Origin of the sequence: Enterobacter sp. BIDMC 26 (assembly GCF_000534435.1) — a bacterium.
Taxonomy (GTDB): Bacteria; Pseudomonadota; Gammaproteobacteria; order Enterobacterales; family Enterobacteriaceae; genus Enterobacter; species Enterobacter ludwigii.
In genome coordinates this window covers 1,046,382-1,064,534 of record NZ_KI973182.1, presented here as the reverse complement: position 1 = coordinate 1,064,534, position 18,153 = coordinate 1,046,382, and the positions used below count along the sequence as shown (strand labels likewise).

Here is an 18,153-nt window from a genome sequence, read left to right as displayed (position 1 = left end):
CTTTTCCCCTTCTCTGTGAAGGGGAAATACGCGCCATAGTCGCCAAACGCAGCCTATCGACTATGCTAAGAAAACTTCCAAGATAACAATGAGGTGAATTATGAGCAGTGGTGACATCACCCGCTACGTCGTTACCATCAACATTCATCAAGCGTCGCTGACCGAGCTTAATGAGCTCAACAACGCCTTTACCCGGGCCAATTTCCTGCTCACACTCACGGATGACGAGGGCAATATCCATGATTTAGGCACCCTGACGTTTGGCCTGATCAGCGCCCTGAGTAAAGAAGAGGTTCACGCTCTGGCGGCCAGTCTGGTCGAAAGCGTGACCGACAAAGCGGCAGAAATTGATCTTGATACCTGGGAAAGCTGGCAGAAAAAAGAACAATAAGTGCCCTGCATGAATTTAAACCGCTCAGGTGTGCGTTAGTTCGTATTTTTTTACCGCAATTATGCGCTAACTTTATGATCTGGCAGACAACATGGGAGAGACAACATGTGGCAGGCTATCAGTCATCTTTTAAGTGAGCAACTGGGTGAAGGTGAAATTGAACTGCGGAACGAACTGCCAGGCGGAGAAATCCACGCCGCATGGCACTTACGCTACGCCGGGCGCGATCTCTTTGTTAAATGCGATGAGCGAGAGCTGCTTCCGATTTTCACCGCCGAAGCCGACCAGCTGGAACTGTTGTCGCGCAGTAAAACGGTGACGGTCCCGCAGGTCTGGGCCGTGGGCAGCGACCGCGACTACAGTTTTCTGGTCATGGAATTTCTTCCTGCCCGCCCGTTAGACGCCCATAACGCCTTCATTCTCGGCCAACAGTTAGCGCGACTGCATCAATGGAGCGACCAGCCGCAGTTTGGTCTCGATTTTGACAACGACCTCTCCACCACCCCACAACCCAATGCCTGGCAACGACGCTGGTCGACATTCTTTGCTGAGCAACGCATTGGCTGGCAGCTGGAACTGGCTGCGGAGAAAGGTCTGGAGTTTGGCAATATCGATGCCATCGTCGAACATATTCAGCAGCGTCTGGCATCCCACCAGCCTCAGCCGTCTCTGCTGCACGGTGATTTGTGGTCAGATAACTGCGCGCTGGGTCCTGACGGCCCCTATATCTTCGACCCGGCCTGTTACTGGGGCGACAGGGAGTGTGACCTGGCGATGCTGCCACTGCACCCTGAGCAACCGCCGCAAATTTACGACGGGTATCAGTCCGTTCTGCCTCTGCCGCAGGGTTTTCTTGAGCGCCAGCCGGTGTATCAGCTCTACACACTGATGAACCGCGCCATTCTGTTTGGCGGAGAGCATCTGGTCAATGCCCAGAGGGCACTTGAACGTGTGCTTGCCGCGTAATGGCGGGACGGGTGGCTATGTCGCCACCCTCATCGGTTACAGAAATCCCAACAGCGAAAAGAAGAAGTAACCCGCCACGATGATAATGACTGGCAGGATATACAGCGGGAAAATTTGCAGGAAAATGGTGTGACGCGGCACAACAATGCGGGACTCAATCTGCTCGCGGCTCATTCCTTCCGGGCCTTTCGCCTGTTCCAGAATCATCTGGTCTTCCACACCTTCGCGTAAAAAGCGCGTCTGACGGCTCATGCGTGCGCCAGAGGCCTGCAACGCCATACCAATAAAGATCAGCGCGTAGATCACCCAAAACCCGAGATTCAACTGCTGATGAAAATTCGGCGTCGGCGAATTGAACCAAAAGACATTCAGAAACGGCGTGTTAAAACGCATCATTTCAATCATGACATGAGCAAAATCAAGCATTACCGCATTAATACCTGGCTGTTTTTCACTGTGATCGTACATAAATTTGAGCACAGAGATCAGCGTCGAAATGACGGCTGGAATAAAAATTACCCAGCCAGCAATACGTTTTAATACAGCAATGCGTCCAGCTTGTTGATACGTCATCAGTTCCCCTTCATAAAGACGCGTTATTTCTGCCTAAGTCTACCTGCTGACCATCATTTTCGCCCGCTCTTTAAAGGCAATATGCTAAATTGCAGAGTGCACTTAGCATTTATCGTCTGTCGTACACCCTGGATAAGGAGACGTTGTGATGTCGACACCGCGCCAGATTCTTGCCGCAATTTTTGACATGGATGGATTACTGATCGATTCCGAACCGTTGTGGGATCGCGCCGAACTGGACGTTATCGCCAGCCTGGGCGTTGATATCAGCCGCCGTAATGAACTTCCGGATACGCTTGGTCTGCGCATCGATATGGTGGTGGACCTGTGGTATGCCCAGCAGCCGTGGGTGGGACCCGATCGCGACGAAGTGACCGCGCGCATTATCAGCCGCGCCATCTCACTGGTGGAAGAGAGCAAGCCCCTGCTGCCCGGCGTGCGTGAAGCCGTCGCGCTGTGCAAAGCGCAGGGGTTGAAAGTTGGCCTGGCGTCAGCTTCACCGCTGCATATGCTGGAAAAAGTGCTGACCATGTTTGAGCTGCGCGACAGCTTCGACGCGCTGGCCTCAGCGGAAACGTTGCCATACAGCAAGCCGCACCCGCAGGTCTATCTCGACTGTGCCGCTAAGCTCGTTCTTGATCCCCTCTGCTGTGTCGCGCTGGAAGATTCCGTTAACGGAATGGTGGCCTCGAAGGCCGCGCGCATGCGCTCGATTGTTGTTCCCGCGGAGGAAGGCCGACACGATCCCCGTTTTGCCCTTGCCGACGTAAAGCTGAACTCACTGGTTGAGCTGACGGCGCAGCAGCTGCGCGGCGAGTAACCCGCCCCTTTCAGGCAGCGTCAGGCTGCCTGCTTTAAAAACAAAACATCGTTTCATTTTGTTTGCTTTTCTTATCCCCCGCTTCTATCCTTAGCGTCAGAATGACAATAACCTTACTTCTGAGGCGCGTATGATACTGGATAACTTCACTCTGTCAGGAAAAGTGGCCATCGTCACCGGATGCGATACCGGTCTGGGACAAGCCATGGCCATTGCGCTGGCGCAGGCGGGATGCGACATCGTGGGTGTTAACCGCAAAGCGCCGGAGGAAACGGCTGCCTGCATTAGCGCACTCGGAAGGCGGTTCAGGGCGATTCGGGCCGACCTCAGTCAGCAGGAGAGTCTTCAGAACGTTGTTGACAGCGCGGTGGCTGAGATGGGGCGAGTCGATATTCTGGTGAACAATGCCGGGACCATACGCCGTGAAGATGCTCTCGCGTTCAGCGAAAAGGACTGGGACGACGTCATCAACCTGAATCTGAAATCGCTTTTTTTCCTCTCCCAGGCCGTGGCTAAACAGTTTATTGCGCAGGGACAGGGCGGGAAAATCATTAATATCGCCTCGATGCTCTCATTCCAGGGTGGCATCCGCGTGCCCTCTTACACCGCGTCCAAAAGCGGCGTGTTAGGGATCACGCGTCTGCTGGCGAATGAATGGGCGACACACGGCATCAATGTTAACGCCATCGCGCCAGGCTACATGGCGACCAACAACACTCAGCAACTGCGGGATGATCAGCAGCGCAGCCAGGAGATCCTCGACCGGATACCTGCCGGGCGCTGGGGAGTACCAGAAGACCTGCAGGGACCGGTGGTCTTTTTAGCCTCCGCCGCCTCGGATTACGTGAACGGTTATACGTTAGCCGTCGACGGGGGCTGGCTGGCGCGCTAGGCGCGTTTGTGACATACAGTTACACCGTCACCTCTTTCGTCTACTGTATAAAAACCCTATACTGTATGAATTGACAGTTTTGTGGGTTTTATCATGACGGCGGAAGGCCATCTGCTTTTTTCCATTGCGTGCGCAGTTTTTGCCAAAAACGCTGAACTTACCCCTGTGCTCGCACAGGGGGACTGGTGGCATATTGTCCCGTCCGCCGTGTTGACCTGTCTGCTGCCCGATATCGACCATCCAAAATCGTTCCTGGGACAGCGGCTAAAGTGGATATCAAAACCCATCGCCCGCGCGTTTGGTCACCGTGGGTTTACCCACAGCCTGCTGGCTGTATTCGGCCTGCTCACCCTTTTCTATTTAAAAGTCCCTGAGAGCTGGATAGTGCCCGCCGATGCCATCCAGGGAATGGTGCTGGGTTATTTAAGCCATATCCTTGCCGATATGCTGACACCTGCGGGCGTGCCGCTGCTCTGGCCATGCCGCTGGCGGTTCCGTTTGCCCATTCTTGCGCCGCAGAAAGGTAATCAGCTTGAGCGTGTGTTGTGTATGGCGCTCTTTGCCTACGCCGTCTGGATGCCGCAAACCTTGCCCGAAAACAGTGCAGTGCGCTGGTCATCCCAGATGATCAATTCGCTGCAATTTCAGTTCAATCGTTTCATTAATCACCAGATTGAACACTAAGCACACAAATTATTTCCATTTGTCATAACCCATTCCATTTGGATATAAGCGCCACATCACACTTCTGATAACCTTGCGCCAACAGGATCGGTAAAAACCGACCGTATAATAAATCAGGAGAACGGGGATGAATTTTCCACTCATCGCGAACATTGTGGTGTTCGTTGTATTGCTATTGCTTCTCGCGCAGGCGCGCCACAAACAGTGGAGCCTCGCGAAGAAAGTGCTGGTTGGTCTGGCCATGGGTGTCGTGTTTGGTCTGGCGTTGCAGGCTATTTACGGCTCCGATAATCCAGTTCTGAAAGATTCTATTCAGTGGTTCAACATCGTCGGTAACGGCTATGTCCAGCTGCTGCAGATGATCGTTATGCCGCTGGTGTTTGCCTCTATTCTGAGCGCCGTTGCCCGTCTGCATAACGCCACCCAGTTGGGTAAAATCAGCTTCCTGACCATCGGTACGCTGCTGTTTACCACGCTGATTGCAGCTCTGGTCGGTGTGCTGGTCACCAACCTGTTCGGGCTGACCGCTGAAGGTCTGGTCCAGGGTACGGCTGAAACGGCGCGTCTTACCGCGATTCAGACCAACTACGTGGGTAAAGTCGCTGACCTGACGGTGCCACAGATGGTGCTCTCTTTCGTGCCGAAGAACCCGTTTGCTGACCTGACCGGTGCCAGCCCAACCTCCATTATCAGCGTGGTGATCTTTGCGGCCTTCCTCGGTGTGGCGGCGCTGAAGCTGCTGAAAGACGACGCGCCGAAAGGCGAGCGCGTGCTGGTGGCTATCGATACCCTGCAAAGCTGGGTAATGAAGCTGGTCCGTCTGGTGATGCAGTTGACCCCTTACGGTGTTCTGGCGCTGATGACCAAAGTGGTTGCCGGCTCTAACCTGCAGGACATCATTAAGCTGGGTAGCTTCGTCGTCGCCTCTTATCTGGGTCTGGGCATTATGTTCGTGGTGCACGGTATCCTGCTGGGCGTCAATGGCGTTAGCCCGCTGAAATACTTCCGTAAAGTGTGGCCGGTACTGACCTTTGCGTTCACCAGCCGTTCCAGCGCCGCGTCTATTCCGCTGAACGTTGAAGCGCAGACCCGTCGTCTGGGCGTACCGGAATCTATTGCCAGCTTCTCTGCCTCCTTTGGTGCCACCATTGGTCAGAACGGTTGCGCAGGTCTCTACCCTGCAATGCTGGCGGTAATGGTTGCTCCGACCGTGGGTATTAACCCACTGGATCCCGTTTGGATTGCCACGCTTGTCGGGATTGTTACCATCAGCTCCGCAGGCGTTGCGGGTGTTGGCGGTGGCGCAACCTTCGCCGCGCTGATTGTCCTGCCGGCCCTGGGTCTGCCGGTGACGCTGGTTGCCCTGCTGATCTCCGTTGAGCCGCTGATCGACATGGGTCGTACTGCGCTGAACGTGAGCGGTTCCATGACCGCCGGTACGTTGACCAGCCAGTGGCTGAAGCAGACCGATAAAACCATTCTGGAAAGTGAAGACGACGCTGAACTGGCGCACCGTTAATCACGGATGAATAAAAAAACCGCCTGATGGCGGTTTTTTTTTGGCTGTTATTCTTCAATCTCTTCATCCTGGCGGACCTGGTTCGCCCATCGCTGGGCCGACTCCGGCCCCGAAAACGCGGGCGAACGGCGGAAGTGTTCTCCCATCAGAACAAACGCTACGTATTTACCGCGCAGTTGCCAGACATCACGAAAACCATCCACCTTCAGGGCGTGTTCGGGCGGCGCGGGTTCGACGCGGGGCACGTAGCTAATGACAGGGCGGTTTTGTTGACGAAAAGGTTTCATAAGCGACGGGTTCACTAAAGCACATTCTGGAAGCAGGAAAATTCTATGATAGCCGATCCTCCCCCCACGCGTCGCGCCCTGCATCGCTCTGATAGCGCATTCCTTAACCAGGTCATCTGAAAACTCTTAGTTCGCCCGCCCTTTCGCCACATTGTTCTATAGTTAACAAGGTTTTTAGCAATGGATAAAGGAGAAGCGTGCAATGTCGAACAAAGATAAAACACATCAATCACCCATTCATGGCACTGAAGAATCTCAACCAGGCATGGACTCTCTGGCCCCAGCGGATGGCTCTCATCGCCCGTCCCCCGGCCCTTCCGCACCTGGCGAACAGCCTACCGCGCCGGGAAGTATGAAATCCCCGGATACCGGAAACGAGAAGCTGAAATCCCTTGAGTCCCACCGTAAAGGCGGCGAAGGTTTTGCACTTACCACCAACCAGGGCGTGCGCATTGCTGACGATCAGAACTCGCTGCGTGCGGGAACGCGCGGACCGACCCTGCTGGAAGACTTTATTCTGCGGGAAAAAATCACCCATTTTGACCATGAACGTATACCTGAGCGCATCGTTCACGCGCGTGGCTCCGCGGCACACGGCTACTTCCAGCCCTACAAAAGCCTCAAAGAGATAACCAAAGCGGATTTCCTTTCCGATCCGGACAAAATCACACCGGTCTTTGTCCGCTTTTCAACCGTACAGGGCGGCGCGGGTTCGGCAGATACCGTGCGTGATATCCGCGGCTTCGCCACCAAATTTTATACCGAAGAGGGTATTTTCGATCTCGTCGGCAATAACACCCCGGTGTTCTTCATTCAGGATGCGCATAAATTTCCTGACTTTGTCCATGCGGTAAAACCGGAGCCCCACTGGGCCATACCGCAGGGACAAAGTGCGCATGACACCTTCTGGGATTATGTCTCACTGCAGCCAGAAACGTTACACAACGTGATGTGGGCGATGTCAGACCGTGGCATTCCGCGCAGCTACCGCACGATGGAAGGGTTTGGTATTCATACCTTCAGGATGATCAACGCGGACGGGAAAGCCACATTCGTACGCTTCCACTGGAAGCCTGTGGCGGGCAAAGCCTCGCTGGTGTGGGATGAAGCCCAGAAGCTGACCGGGCGCGATCCGGACTTCCACCGTCGTGAGCTGTGGGAGTCGATTGAAGCCGGTGACTTCCCGGAATATGAACTGGGGTTACAGCTGATCCCGGAAGAGGATGAGTTTAACTTCGATTTCGATCTTCTCGACCCGACAAAGCTGATCCCAGAGGAGCTGGTGCCGGTTCAGCTGGTGGGTAAAATGGTGCTCAACCGTAACCCGGACAATTTCTTTGCCGAAAATGAGCAGGTCGCGTTCCACCCGGGGCATATCGTTCCGGGGCTGGATTTCACGAACGATCCCCTCCTGCAGGGGCGGTTGTTCTCCTATACCGATACGCAGATCAGTCGCCTTGGCGGGCCCAACTTCCACGAAATTCCGATTAACCGTCCAACCTGCCCGTACCACAATTTCCAGCGCGACGGGATGCATCGCCAGGATATCGATACCAATCCGGCTAACTATGAGCCGAACTCCATCAACGATAACTGGCCGCGCGAAACGCCGCCTGGACCGAAACGCGGTGGTTTTGAGTCGTACCAGGAGCGCATCGATGGCAATAAAATCCGCGAGCGTAGCCCGTCATTCGGCGAGTATTATGCCCAACCTCGCCTGTTCTGGAACAGCCAGACGCCGATCGAGCAACAGCACATTATCGGTGGCTTTAGCTTTGAACTGAGCAAAGTGGTGCGGACTTACATCCGCGAGCGCGTGGTCGATCAGCTCGCCCAAATCGATATTCAGCTTGCCCAGAGCGTGGCGGATAACCTTGGCATTACGCTGACGGATGAGCAACGCAATGCGGCCCCACCGAAAGACGTTAACGGACTGAAGAAAGATCCGTCCCTGAGTCTGTATGCGGTGCCGGGTGGCTCGATAAAAGGCCGGGTAGTGGCCATTCTGCTGAATGACAACACCCGTGCCAGCGACGTGCTGGGGATTATGCAGGCGCTGAAAACCAAAGGCGTTCACGCCAAACTGCTCTATTCCCGCATGGGGGAAGTGACCGCCGACGACGGTTCAGTGCTGCCGGTTGCGGCCACCTTTGCCGGAGCACCATCGCTCACCGTTGATGCGGTGATTGTGCCGTGCGGCGACATCGACAGTCTGCTGAACAATGGCGATGCGATTTATTATCTGCTGGAAGCCTATAAACACCTGAAGCCGATCGCCCTGTCCGGCGATGCGCGACAGTTTAAAGCGCACCTGAAGGTGGCTGAGCAAGGTGAAGATGGCATTGTCGAAGGCGATAACGTCGATGATGCGTTTATGACGAAGCTGTTCGATCTGCTCGCAGCGCACCGTGTGTGGTCACGCAGCAGTAAGATTGATCGTATACCGGCATAAGAAAAGCCGGGTCTGGCTTTGCCCGACCCGGCGTTGATTGACATCGTTTACTCAGCCCGGCAGGCACCGCGCCTCCGGGCTATTTTCATACATCCTCAAAGGTGCCCAGACGGTACCCACGCTCGGCAATGGCGTATTTCAGCGATGCCGACGTCAGCACATCCAGTTCCGCCAGTCGCGGCCAGCAGTAGGCACTTTTACGCACAATGTTATCGACAAATGCAGGGTGTGCCATCACTTCCAGCGACCGTTCCCCGCGCGCGGCGGACTCATCCAACACCTGCAGAAACAGCGCTTCGCTAATCTCGTCGCCGTAGAACGCGCTACTGAACCCGTCCGTTGTGGGCACAGAAGACAATGACAGCCCGTGCAGCGCCTGCACCTCACGATCCACGCGCATTGCCACGCCTTTGCGCTGTGCAAATTCCGCCACTGACGGGAAAAGTGCCGGGATCATATGCACGTGATGATGGCTGTCAATATGCGTGGGTTCACGGCCAAAGAGATCGACGAAACGGTTGAACTGACAGTCCAGCTCGCGGGTAATCTCCTCGAGCGGCAGCGTGCCCTGCTCTGCCTGCTCCCAAATCCATTTGCCCAGCTGTCCGTCCCGCGTCAGTCCTGGCATCGGTGAAAGCGGCATCCCGAGCGTCAATACAAAGTGCATGCCGACGCCCAGCGCTGGCACCTCGCGGCTGAGCTGCGCCGCGTGTTCAACCGCGTCACCATTAACCAGTGCTGTTGTTGAGGTCACCACACCCCGGCGGCAGGCTTCAATAATGCCGTAGTTTTGACCTTTTGAGAGACCAAAATCATCAGCATTGACGATCAGCAGGTTTTCCATCACACATCCTCTCAGTGCTGTTTGAATTTCAGCTTCTCAATCGTGGCGGCAAAATTAGGCAACCATTTTTCATGCGCCAGAATCATTTCGCTGGCCAGTTGCTCGGCATCGCGATCGGAATGGACCAGTGGGCTGAGATTGAGCGCCAGAAGAACGTCATTGAGTTCACCGCTCAGCGCCGCATTGCTGGCTGCCACTTCAAACCCTTTGATGGTGTGGATCAACCCCATCACTTTGTCGTCAAAGTGGGTAATCCGTGGATGCGGCCTGGCGCCATCACGTCCCAGAATGCAGGTCATCTCAACGGCCCAGTCAGCCGGGATGTTGTCGATATGACCGTGATGCGGCACATTGACGTAGTGCTCGGCCTGCTTGTCGTTGTAAATGGCGTTGATCACTTCACACGCCGCATCGGAATAATACGCTCCGCCGCGCAGCTCAAGCTCTTTCGGTTTCACGTTCAGGTTCGGATCTTTATACAAATCAAACAGCTGCTTTTCAACTTTCTGCACCACCTGAGCGCGTGCGCCACCCTTATAGTACTCACCCATCTCGATGGCCAGCATCTCTTTCTGTTTGAAGTAGTAAAGCAGGTATGAGCAAGGCAGCAGATTAAGCGAGCGGATCAGCCCTTCGCTGAACGGCAGGTCAAAGATGTTTTTTACTGACGCAGCGGTCAGGCGTCCGGAGGCTACGCCGTCAAGCAGTTCGCTAAAGCGAGACTGACCATTCACGATGACATCTTTGATAAACACCATGTGGTTCAGGCCAAAGAGATCAATAGAAAGATCGTCAGTATCGGTCAACTCCAGCACATCGCTGATGAACATCTTCATGCCAATCGGAATATTACAGACGCCGATAAAGCGTTTGAAACCGGTGTGGCGATAAACCGCCTCGGTCACCATCCCGGCCGGGTTGGTGAAGTTAATCACCCACGCGTTGGGGCAGATCGCTTCCACATCGTTGATGATGTCAAAAATGACCGGAATGGTACGCAGCCCCTTGAACAGGCCGCCCGCGCCGTTGGTCTCCTGCCCCAGATAGCCGTGGCTCAGTGGAATACGTTCATCCATTTCACGCGCTTTGAGCTGGCCGACGCGCAGCTGGGTCGTCACGAAGTCGGCATCCTGCAGCGCCAGGCGACGGTCGAGGGTTTTATGCACGGTCAATGGCACACCGGCTTTCGCGACCATCCGCTTGCAGAGCTCAAAAATGATATTCAGTTTCTCCTGACCTTCCTCAACGTCCACCAGCCATAATTCGCTGACCGGTAATTCATGATAACGTTTCAGGAAACCTTCGAGTAATTCCGGGGTATAACTGCTGCCGCCGCCAATGGTTACGACTTTTAATTTCTTCTGCATAATATCTCCCTTAGCATATCAGGTTAATCGCCTGCAAGGTGTAGCGTACTCTTCCCGCTCTGTGGGCAAGCAATCAAGGCAATATTTGTGGCGGGTAAATCCGCCGAAATTTAATTAATTACCGTCAGGTTCTTCCGGTAACTGTTCGGTGTGAACGAAGTCAATTTCTTAAAGGTCTTAATAAACAAGCTGGGGCTACTGTAGCCTGACTCATAAGCAATATCGGTAACCGAGTAGTTGGTTATTTCCAGCTGTTTTTTAGCAAAATTAATGCGGATTTCATTAATAATTTGCACTGGCGTTTTACGATAATAACGCTGAGTTGCTCGGGTCAGATATTCCTGTGATTTACCGGACAAAGCGACCATATTTTCCAGCGCATTTTCGCTGAATTGTCCTTTATCGTGCATCAGTTCAACCGTACTGCGCAGCCACTGCGGAATATCATCGCTTACCTGCTGCTCTTCACGATGATGGCGCAGACGGTTCATCACATAAAACGTCACCGTTTCAATAAACTCATCAAATTCATTCTCGCGAAAGTTAAGCGAGGCGATAACCGTTTCAATCCAGGTCATGAACTCGTTTTTGATGCGATAGACCTGCGAGGCCACAAAGCAGAACGGCACCAGCGGCAGATAGTGTTTCTCAAAGAAGCGTCTGCTGACACCTACGTTAAGAATGCGGGTTGCACCAAATTCATAAAAGCTCTGGTGATGGGACCCCATCGGCAGGAAGACGAAATCTCCCCGCTCAAGCAGGACGCGCTTGCCGTTGATTTCCTGGTAGTAGCGACCGGTCAGAACAATCGTGAACTCATAGTAGTCATGCTGATGCAGACCGCTCGCGCTCTCCGTCTTGTTGTAAATAATCACGTGAAAATTTTTGCCATTAAACAGTTGCTGTTCAAGTGCGGTTTTTATTTCCATCGCGCTGACCTCCTGCTGCAAACTCTGCCTTACTGCATCTTCTCGTGAAGCTCAATCAACTCGGCCACCAGTTCACGTGCCAGCATCGACGTCATCAGATGATCCTGCGCATGCACCAGCACCAGACTGACCTTCATCTTGCCTTCACCCTGGTCGCTTTCGATAAGCTTTGTCTGCACCAGGTGTGCTTCGTTCAGCGCCGTACGGGACTGTTCCATCATGGTTTTCGCGGCTGCGAAATCACCCTGCTTGGCCTGTTTGAGCGCGGCATACGCCAGGCTACGCGCCTGCCCGGAATTGATGATAAGCCCCATCACCACCTCTTCCAGATCGTTCTCTGCGGTTTCTTCTGCGACAATACTGTCCAAATCTAACATTTTTAAGCTCCTTTTGGCTGGCGCGGGTTGCCCCGCGCCGTGCAATTTTAGAATTTCAGTGCAAGGGCGATATCCTCTTCGCTCTCTTCTTCATCGATAACGGTTGCAGCTTTGTTTGCTATCGCCACGAATGGCATATAGAGCAGTGTTGCAATCCCGAGGTTGAATATCGCCAGCAGGAAGGCAGCCACGCTACCGTTGGTGTTGAAGAACGCCCCCAGACCCGCCGGCATGGTCCACGGCGCAATGTTGGTGACGGGCGGAATAATGCCCAGGTAATAGGCCGTCAGGGTAATGGCCGCCAGCAGTGGCTGAACCAGAATGAACGGAATGAACATCACCGGGTTCATGATGATTGGCAGACCAAACAGAATCGGCTCGTTAATCTGGAAGATGCCTGACGGCAGCGCCAGCTTCGCAACCTGACGATGGTCAGCGCGACGAGAAACAATAAAGACCGCGATGATCAGACCCAGCGTCGCCCCGGTACCCCCCAGGAAGATATAAGAGTCAAGCATCGGCTTCGCCCACACATGGAAGGTTTTACCGGCTGCCAGCGCCGCGTCAACGGAGCCGTATTGCTGATAAAGTGCAACGTTTTCCAGTGCCCATGGGGTCATGATACCGCTGTCCAGCGCCGCCAGTGCCAGTGAACCATGCACGCCAAAGAACCACAGCAGGGAGGTGAAAATCACATACGCCCAACCGACCACGCTACCCATTGACGCCAGCGGCGTTGAGATAGAGTCCATAATGATCTGGTGGAAGTTAGTGCCCCAATGAGAGAGCGCCCAGGCGATAATCCCCATGATGGAGAGAATAATGAAGCCTGGAATCAACGCGGAAAATGAACGAGAAACGGACGCCGGCACGCTATCCGGTAAACGGATAACCCAGTTGCGACGAATAATAAAGGTGAACATCTCCGCAACCACCAGACCGATAACGATACCGGAGATGATATTAGCGCCCCCCAGCCAGTTGGCCCCTACGGCATAGGCCTCACCGACGCTGTATGGCGTCACGGTCATAAAGGCGGCAATGGATAATAAACCTGCGGCCAGCGGATCCACTTTCCGCTCTTCCGCCAGTGCCATGCCAATAAAGAAAGGTGCCATCAGCGACATAATACCTAACGTACCGTTATATACGTTGCCGCCGATGGCTTTTAAACCATTAAGGGTTTCAATTGTGGAAGCGTCTAATCGAATTCCTAATGAATAAAAAAAGGAACCTTCACCAAAGCTCAGAAAAACGTTGTTAATTAAAACGAACATTGCCCCAGCCAGCGTCAACGGCATTAATCTAATAAAACCGTTTTTGATGGCATTAACGTGAGGCTGCTTTCCTATTTTAACAGCAAAAGGAAGGAGTACCTTTTCAAGTGAAGCGATGACTTTACTCATAGGAAAATACCCTTAAATGCCGCAACGCAGGTTACGGCGTATTGTGTGTGAAATAACTCTTTGACGGGAAAAATAAAAATTAATTAGCAGCTTTTTTAATTGCTGCAACAGCAGCTTTCAATACACCTAAACCATCAATCTTGCCGTACAATGCCGAATCGATCACTTCGACCGGTTTATTGGGTAACAGACGTTGAATTTCGGGCAACATATAGGCAATTTGCGGCCCCAGTAAAACGACATCGGCTGTCTGGCCCTTTTCGCCCGCCAGCGTCTCCGGAAACGCTTCGATCACCACCGGGACTTCATACTTCTCAGCCTGAGCACGCATCTTTGACACCAGAAGCGAGGTTGACATGCCTGCTGAGCAGAACAGATAGATATGTTTCTTTTCCATAGTAACTTCCCTCTCGTATGACTACCTGCCATCGCGCTATCACTCGACTCGCTATCCTGGCAGACAGGTAGTTTGCTTACTGTTGTTTGTCGTTGGAGTGAGTATACGCAATGGTACAGACAGGAGATAATTCTGCACAGGGGCAAATTGTCTCTCATTGACCTGGCGTGTTGACTACCTTCACATTTCAGGCAAATAATTCGCGAGAAGAAATAAGATTTACGTATGTATAAAAAAACCGGCCAAACGGCCGGTTTGTTAACATACTCAGGCAAGAAGGGTTACTGCGCCTTAGGTGCCTGCGGATCGGTATCGTATTCAGTACAGGTCTGGTAACCGGAGTTGATCACATGACCGGTCTCATCCAACGCAACGAAGTAGGTCTCTGCCTTACCATCACGTTGACCCAGGATATAGGTCTGGCAGGTACCGCGTGCATGAATCATTGTCACTTCAGAAGAAGGCTTGCCGGCAATCGCAGCCACCTGCGAACGGGTCATGCCTTTTTTGACATCTTTCACTACGGGCTGTGTAAACTGATCTTTGGTGCGGTCGTAGGCCGTACACCCTGCCAGCATAGTCAGTACCGCCGCTGCGCTAAGAATTCCTGCTACGTTCTTGTTCATATTCCGTCCTCTTGTTTATCAGCGTGTTATCTAAGCATGGAATAAAAAGTACTATTGTTCAACTTTGTGAATTCCGCCAGACGAATTTCGGAAAATTCTAATAAAACAACGATAACCTGCTAAATCGCCGCAATTTAGCGCACTCGAAACTGTGATCCTTGTCGTTTCTCGTTCAAAGGGTTAGTTTTAACAGTTAACACAATCTGTTTATGTTCTGCATATGGAGGGCGTGATGGCTCTGCAACAAGAGATTATTCAGGCGCTGGGCGCAAAGCCCACGGTAGACGCACAAGAAGAGATCCGCCGCAGCGTGGATTTTTTAAAGTCTTATTTAAAAACTCACTCGTTCCTGAAATCCCTGGTGCTGGGCATCAGCGGCGGTCAGGACTCTACCCTGGCCGGTAAACTCTGCCAGATGGCAATTTCAGAGCTCCGCGAAGAGACGGGTGATGACGCACTGCAGTTTATTGCCGTGCGTCTTCCCTATGGCGTGCAGGCTGATGAGCAGGATTGCCAGGATGCCATCGCCTTCATCCAGCCCGATCGCGTGCTCACCGTCAATATCAAAGGATCGGTGCTGGCCAGCGAGCAGGCGCTTCGCGAAGCAGGCATTGAGTTGAGCGATTTTGTCCGCGGCAATGAAAAAGCCCGTGAACGTATGAAAGCGCAATACAGCATTGCCGGGATGACCAAAGGCGTTGTGGTCGGTACCGACCATGCGGCAGAAGCCATCACGGGTTTCTTCACCAAGTATGGCGACGGCGGTACCGATATTAACCCGCTCTTCCGTCTGAACAAACGTCAGGGTAAGCAGCTGCTTGCCGCGCTGGGTTGCCCGGAGCACCTTTACAAGAAAGCGCCAACGGCAGATCTGGAAGACGATCGCCCCTCCCTGCCGGATGAAGCGGCCCTGGGTGTCACCTATGACAATATTGATGATTATCTGGAAGGCAAAAAACTGGATGAAGGTACCGCGAAGATCATTGAAAGCTGGTATCTGAAAACCGAGCACAAGCGTCGCCCACCGATCACCGTGTTCGATGATTTCTGGAAAAAGTAACACTCTGGCACCCTCTCTCTGGGGAGGGGGTGTTCGCCCGCACCGTCCGTTGCGCCATCCGGCTCTTTTTTAACCAAACCGGCTCTGCTACACTGTATGCCTGAACAGTATATGGAGTAGTATGTGAGCAGGCGTCAATCCGCCCCGCGTCTTGAGTTTGAAGCGGCGGCTATCTACGAATATCCCGAACATCTTCGCCCCTGGCTTGAGGAACTGCCTAAACAGCCGGGCGTGTATATCTTTCACGGTGAGAGTGACACCCTTCCGCTCTACATTGGCAAAAGCGTAAATATTCGCAGCCGGGTCATGTCTCATCTGCGCACGCCAGACGAGGCGGCAATGCTGCGCCAGTCGCGACGTATCACCTGGTTTCGTACCGCCGGAGAGATGGGCGCGCTCTTACTGGAAGCGCGGCTGATCAAAGAGCAACAGCCGCTGTTCAATAAGCGCCTGCGCCGCAACCGGCAACTCTGCTCCCTGCAGATAAACGCCGGTAAGCCGCAGGTTGTCTACGCACGCGAAGTCGATTTTTCTCACGCCCCCAATCTCTACGGGCTGTTCGCTAACAAACGGGCGGCTCTGCAGGCTCTGCAAACGCTGGCCGATGAGTTACAGCTGTGCTACAGCCTGCTAGGCCTCGAAGCAACCACCCGCGGGCGGGCCTGTTTCCGCTCAGCGTTAAAGCGCTGCGCAGGGGCCTGCTGTGGGAAAGAAAGCATTGAGGAACACCACGCCCGGCTCCTCGCAGGGCTGGCGGCGCTTAGCGTTAACTGCTGGCCGTGGGAGGGTGCCGTTGCGCTAAAAGAAGTTGGTGACGCGATGACCCAGTATCACATCATCAATAATTGGCTCTGGCTGGGTGCTGTTGACGATGTAAACGATGCGGCAACCTTGCTGCGCACACCCGCCGGTTTCGACCACGATGGCTACAAAATTCTCTGCAAGCCCGTGTTAACCGGCAAGTATGAGGTCATTGAGCTTAGTGCCCCGGCAGCCAGTTAATTTCGCTGAATAATAAGGTGCCCTGAGCCTCCAGCAGGCGGAGAGTATGGACGCCCTCCTCCCAGCTGGCGCCCTGATCGGCCGTCAGCAACTTATCGCCAAGCTGCCACGCCCCGCTTAACACGAACGCGACGCCCCCGCGGGAGCCGAACGTGGTAAAGGTGCGGTCAGCGACACGCACTTTCGCCTGACAACGGTCACGCCGGGTCATGATGTTGAAATCCATCGACATCCGTCCTTCGGAAAGCAGTGCTTTCACCGGCTGATCGCCGGAAAAATGGTATGGCTGATGATGTTTTAGGGTATGGCAGAACGCCTGACCGGCATCCAGCGTTACCTCACCCCCTTCAAGCAAGGTAATCACCCGATCGACACCGGGAAAAGAGGAGAATTCGCCATTGCTGGCGATGGTCGCGATACTGGCACGCCAGTAAAAATCACGCGTTGCAGGCGGAAAACAACAAATTTCCCGCGTCTCGCCTGCGCCATTGCGCCAGAGGCTGACCGGCATCTTACGGATATCAAAGAACTCCATCACCACTCCTGAAAGGCACAACCTGTGCCAGGGCAAGGATATCGCTATCGTTGCTGTCTTGTTTGTTATCGTTGGGTTTTCACAGACACAGTATCGGCAGCAGAGCGGGCAGGCCTTAGCGGAACGTTAATAAAAATTATAACGCCATGACTCTGCAAACATTCTCTGAAGCGACTACAGGAGAATACCGCTCTGGCGGCGGCAGACAAGAGGGCAGGAAAGAAAAACCGCCGGTCCTGTCCACAGCGTTAGCGCTTTTGTGGACAGGATCCCGGCGGTCTTAAGATGTTGAACCGATTATTCGGTTGGTGCTGGCATTTTACCTTCCATTGCTGGACGTTCTGTCAGACGCTTCTCAAAATTGGCATTAAATTGTTTTTTCTGTTCCGGCGTCAGAATGTTGTAGATCTTGTTCTGGGTTTCCATATGCGCCAGCATGCGGGCTTTATGCTGCTCAGCCATTTTGTCGATCTGCGCTTCGGCTTTTGCTTTATCGAAGCTGTCGCTGGCGATGATGTCATGCATCGCGCGGCGTTCGTCCAGTGACGGACGTTTCATCTGGTCGCGCTGGCTTTTCATGATGTCGCGGACCTGCTGTTTCTGTGCATCCGTCAGGTTCAGATCTTTAAACATCATCATCTCGTGGTGCATACCCGGCTTGCCTTTATGATGCATCATCATTTTGCCTTCGACAGGCGCGGCAGTGGTGGTGGTCGCGGTATCTGCAGCGAACGCCATGCTGGTAGCGCCCAGAGCCAGGGTAGAAGCAACAAACAGTGCAGTAAACTTACGCATAATTTATTTCCTTACTTTCAGTTATTCTTCGGCGCTATGCCGTGTTGACGAGATTAACTTTACGGGGTTTATCGTCAATTAATCAGAGCAACAGTAAAACAATGAAAGTGTAAAAAACAAATTATCGCCAAATGTGGAGGAATTAAGGATAAAGGATGGAGAGTTGCAACGAAAATATTCAAAATGATGATTTTCAAAGCAATTTAAAAAAGTATAGCGAAGTGAAGACCA

Annotated in this window: 20 protein-coding genes; 9 read left to right on the top strand and 11 right to left on the bottom strand. The window is 53.3% G+C overall.

Annotated elements, in window-relative coordinates; translation table 11 throughout:
- Positions 1-100 precede the first annotated feature (100 nt).
- Entirely contained in the window at positions 101-391 is a 291-nt protein-coding gene (ghoS, locus tag L462_RS18225; RefSeq protein ID WP_014169688.1) for a type V toxin-antitoxin system endoribonuclease antitoxin GhoS, read from the top strand.
- 105 nt (positions 392-496) lie between these two features.
- Complete coding sequence (locus tag L462_RS18230) at positions 497-1,357, top strand: fructosamine kinase family protein (RefSeq protein WP_014169687.1); 861 nt, start codon at positions 497-499, stop codon at positions 1,355-1,357.
- A 36-nt stretch (positions 1,358-1,393) separates the two neighbouring features.
- Here L462_RS18230 and L462_RS18235 read toward each other — a convergent pair whose 3' ends face one another.
- A complete protein-coding gene (locus L462_RS18235) occupies positions 1,394-1,930 on the bottom strand; it encodes a YniB family protein (RefSeq protein ID WP_014169686.1) in 537 nt (178 codons plus the stop codon).
- Positions 1,931-2,078: 148 nt separating this feature from the next.
- Between L462_RS18235 and hxpB the strand changes: the two genes are divergently transcribed.
- The 4 genes from hxpB (at position 2,079) to L462_RS18255 (ending at position 5,845) form a co-directional block, all read left to right on the top strand.
- Complete coding sequence (hxpB, locus tag L462_RS18240; RefSeq protein WP_032677970.1) at positions 2,079-2,750, top strand: hexitol phosphatase HxpB; 672 nt, start codon at positions 2,079-2,081, stop codon at positions 2,748-2,750.
- Positions 2,751-2,880: 130 nt separating this feature from the next.
- The gene (gene kduD / locus L462_RS18245) at positions 2,881-3,642 is read left to right on the top strand and encodes a 2-dehydro-3-deoxy-D-gluconate 5-dehydrogenase KduD (protein ID WP_032677969.1); all 762 of its coding nucleotides are present in this window, start codon (positions 2,881-2,883) and stop codon (positions 3,640-3,642) included.
- 93 nt (positions 3,643-3,735) lie between these two features.
- A complete protein-coding gene (locus tag L462_RS18250) occupies positions 3,736-4,326 on the top strand; it encodes a metal-dependent hydrolase (protein ID WP_020884412.1) in 591 nt (196 codons plus the stop codon).
- 127 nt (positions 4,327-4,453) lie between these two features.
- Complete coding sequence (locus tag L462_RS18255; protein WP_014169681.1) at positions 4,454-5,845, top strand: L-cystine transporter; 1,392 nt, start codon at positions 4,454-4,456, stop codon at positions 5,843-5,845.
- Positions 5,846-5,892: 47 nt separating this feature from the next.
- Here the strand turns inward: L462_RS18255 and cedA are convergent, their stop codons facing one another.
- Positions 5,893-6,147, bottom strand: coding sequence for a cell division activator CedA (gene cedA, locus L462_RS0123385; RefSeq protein ID WP_071605472.1), 255 nt, complete (start codon positions 6,145-6,147; stop codon positions 5,893-5,895).
- Between the two features lie 187 nt (positions 6,148-6,334).
- On the opposite strand from cedA, the gene katE reads away from it, so the two are divergent.
- Positions 6,335-8,584, top strand: a complete 2,250-nt coding sequence (katE, locus tag L462_RS18260; protein ID WP_032677968.1) for a catalase HPII — start codon at positions 6,335-6,337, stop codon at positions 8,582-8,584.
- Between the two features lie 85 nt (positions 8,585-8,669).
- Here the strand turns inward: katE and chbG are convergent, their stop codons facing one another.
- The 7 genes from chbG to osmE all read right to left on the bottom strand — a co-directional run bounded on the left by chbG (position 8,670) and on the right by osmE (position 14,530).
- Positions 8,670-9,428, bottom strand: coding sequence for a chitin disaccharide deacetylase (gene chbG / locus L462_RS18265; RefSeq protein ID WP_032677967.1), 759 nt, complete (start codon positions 9,426-9,428; stop codon positions 8,670-8,672).
- Positions 9,429-9,439: 11 nt separating this feature from the next.
- Positions 9,440-10,795, bottom strand: coding sequence for a 6-phospho-beta-glucosidase (locus L462_RS18270; RefSeq protein ID WP_025204406.1), 1,356 nt, complete (start codon positions 10,793-10,795; stop codon positions 9,440-9,442).
- Between the two features lie 110 nt (positions 10,796-10,905).
- Positions 10,906-11,745, bottom strand: coding sequence for a transcriptional regulator ChbR (gene chbR, locus L462_RS18275; RefSeq protein WP_014169676.1), 840 nt, complete (start codon positions 11,743-11,745; stop codon positions 10,906-10,908).
- A gap of 8 nt (positions 11,746-11,753) precedes the next feature.
- Entirely contained in the window at positions 11,754-12,101 is a 348-nt protein-coding gene (gene chbA, locus L462_RS18280) for a PTS N,N'-diacetylchitobiose transporter subunit IIA (protein WP_020884417.1), read from the bottom strand.
- A 47-nt stretch (positions 12,102-12,148) separates the two neighbouring features.
- A complete protein-coding gene (chbC, locus tag L462_RS18285) occupies positions 12,149-13,507 on the bottom strand; it encodes a PTS N,N'-diacetylchitobiose transporter subunit IIC (RefSeq protein WP_014169674.1) in 1,359 nt (452 codons plus the stop codon).
- A gap of 79 nt (positions 13,508-13,586) precedes the next feature.
- Entirely contained in the window at positions 13,587-13,904 is a 318-nt protein-coding gene (gene chbB, locus L462_RS18290; RefSeq protein ID WP_032677965.1) for a PTS N,N'-diacetylchitobiose transporter subunit IIB, read from the bottom strand.
- Positions 13,905-14,185: 281 nt separating this feature from the next.
- On the bottom strand, positions 14,186-14,530 hold the full coding sequence (osmE, locus tag L462_RS18295) for an osmotically-inducible lipoprotein OsmE (protein WP_014169673.1): 345 nt from the start codon (positions 14,528-14,530) through the stop codon (positions 14,186-14,188).
- A 232-nt stretch (positions 14,531-14,762) separates the two neighbouring features.
- On the opposite strand from osmE, the gene nadE reads away from it, so the two are divergent.
- Positions 14,763-15,590 (top strand): ammonia-dependent NAD(+) synthetase, encoded by an 828-nt coding sequence (gene nadE, locus L462_RS18300; RefSeq protein WP_025204407.1) that lies wholly within the window; start codon positions 14,763-14,765, stop codon positions 15,588-15,590.
- A gap of 123 nt (positions 15,591-15,713) precedes the next feature.
- The gene (gene cho / locus L462_RS18305; RefSeq protein ID WP_014169671.1) at positions 15,714-16,592 is read left to right on the top strand and encodes an excinuclease Cho; all 879 of its coding nucleotides are present in this window, start codon (positions 15,714-15,716) and stop codon (positions 16,590-16,592) included.
- On the opposite strand, the gene ves is transcribed toward cho, so the two are convergent.
- Both ves and spy read right to left on the bottom strand, forming a co-directional pair.
- Entirely contained in the window at positions 16,570-17,127 is a 558-nt protein-coding gene (gene ves, locus L462_RS18310) for an environmental stress-induced protein Ves (RefSeq protein WP_020884419.1), read from the bottom strand. The two genes, cho and ves, sit on opposite strands and share 23 nt — an antisense overlap.
- A 297-nt stretch (positions 17,128-17,424) precedes the next feature.
- The gene (gene spy / locus L462_RS18315; RefSeq protein WP_020884420.1) at positions 17,425-17,922 is read right to left on the bottom strand and encodes an ATP-independent periplasmic protein-refolding chaperone Spy; all 498 of its coding nucleotides are present in this window, start codon (positions 17,920-17,922) and stop codon (positions 17,425-17,427) included.
- Between the last annotated feature and the right edge of the window lie 231 nt (positions 17,923-18,153).

Coding starts and splice junctions, on each gene's coding strand:
- L462_RS18230 (WP_014169687.1), top strand. CDS start 497: ATGTGGCAGGCTATCAGTCATCTTTTAAGTGAGCAACTGGGTGAAGGT.
- kduD (WP_032677969.1), top strand. CDS start 2,881: ATGATACTGGATAACTTCACTCTGTCAGGAAAAGTGGCCATCGTCACC.
- chbA (WP_020884417.1), bottom strand. CDS start 12,101: ATGTTAGATTTGGACAGTATTGTCGCAGAAGAAACCGCAGAGAACGAT.
- chbC (WP_014169674.1), bottom strand. CDS start 13,507: ATGAGTAAAGTCATCGCTTCACTTGAAAAGGTACTCCTTCCTTTTGCT.
- hxpB (WP_032677970.1), top strand. CDS start 2,079: ATGTCGACACCGCGCCAGATTCTTGCCGCAATTTTTGACATGGATGGA.
- ghoS (WP_014169688.1), top strand. CDS start 101: ATGAGCAGTGGTGACATCACCCGCTACGTCGTTACCATCAACATTCAT.
- ves (WP_020884419.1), bottom strand. CDS start 17,127: ATGGAGTTCTTTGATATCCGTAAGATGCCGGTCAGCCTCTGGCGCAAT.
- L462_RS18270 (WP_025204406.1), bottom strand. CDS start 10,795: ATGCAGAAGAAATTAAAAGTCGTAACCATTGGCGGCGGCAGCAGTTAT.
- spy (WP_020884420.1), bottom strand. CDS start 17,922: ATGCGTAAGTTTACTGCACTGTTTGTTGCTTCTACCCTGGCTCTGGGC.
- L462_RS18250 (WP_020884412.1), top strand. CDS start 3,736: ATGACGGCGGAAGGCCATCTGCTTTTTTCCATTGCGTGCGCAGTTTTT.
- L462_RS18235 (WP_014169686.1), bottom strand. CDS start 1,930: ATGACGTATCAACAAGCTGGACGCATTGCTGTATTAAAACGTATTGCT.
- katE (WP_032677968.1), top strand. CDS start 6,335: ATGTCGAACAAAGATAAAACACATCAATCACCCATTCATGGCACTGAA.
- L462_RS18255 (WP_014169681.1), top strand. CDS start 4,454: ATGAATTTTCCACTCATCGCGAACATTGTGGTGTTCGTTGTATTGCTA.
- chbB (WP_032677965.1), bottom strand. CDS start 13,904: ATGGAAAAGAAACATATCTATCTGTTCTGCTCAGCAGGCATGTCAACC.
- osmE (WP_014169673.1), bottom strand. CDS start 14,530: ATGAACAAGAACGTAGCAGGAATTCTTAGCGCAGCGGCGGTACTGACT.
- chbG (WP_032677967.1), bottom strand. CDS start 9,428: ATGGAAAACCTGCTGATCGTCAATGCTGATGATTTTGGTCTCTCAAAA.
- nadE (WP_025204407.1), top strand. CDS start 14,763: ATGGCTCTGCAACAAGAGATTATTCAGGCGCTGGGCGCAAAGCCCACG.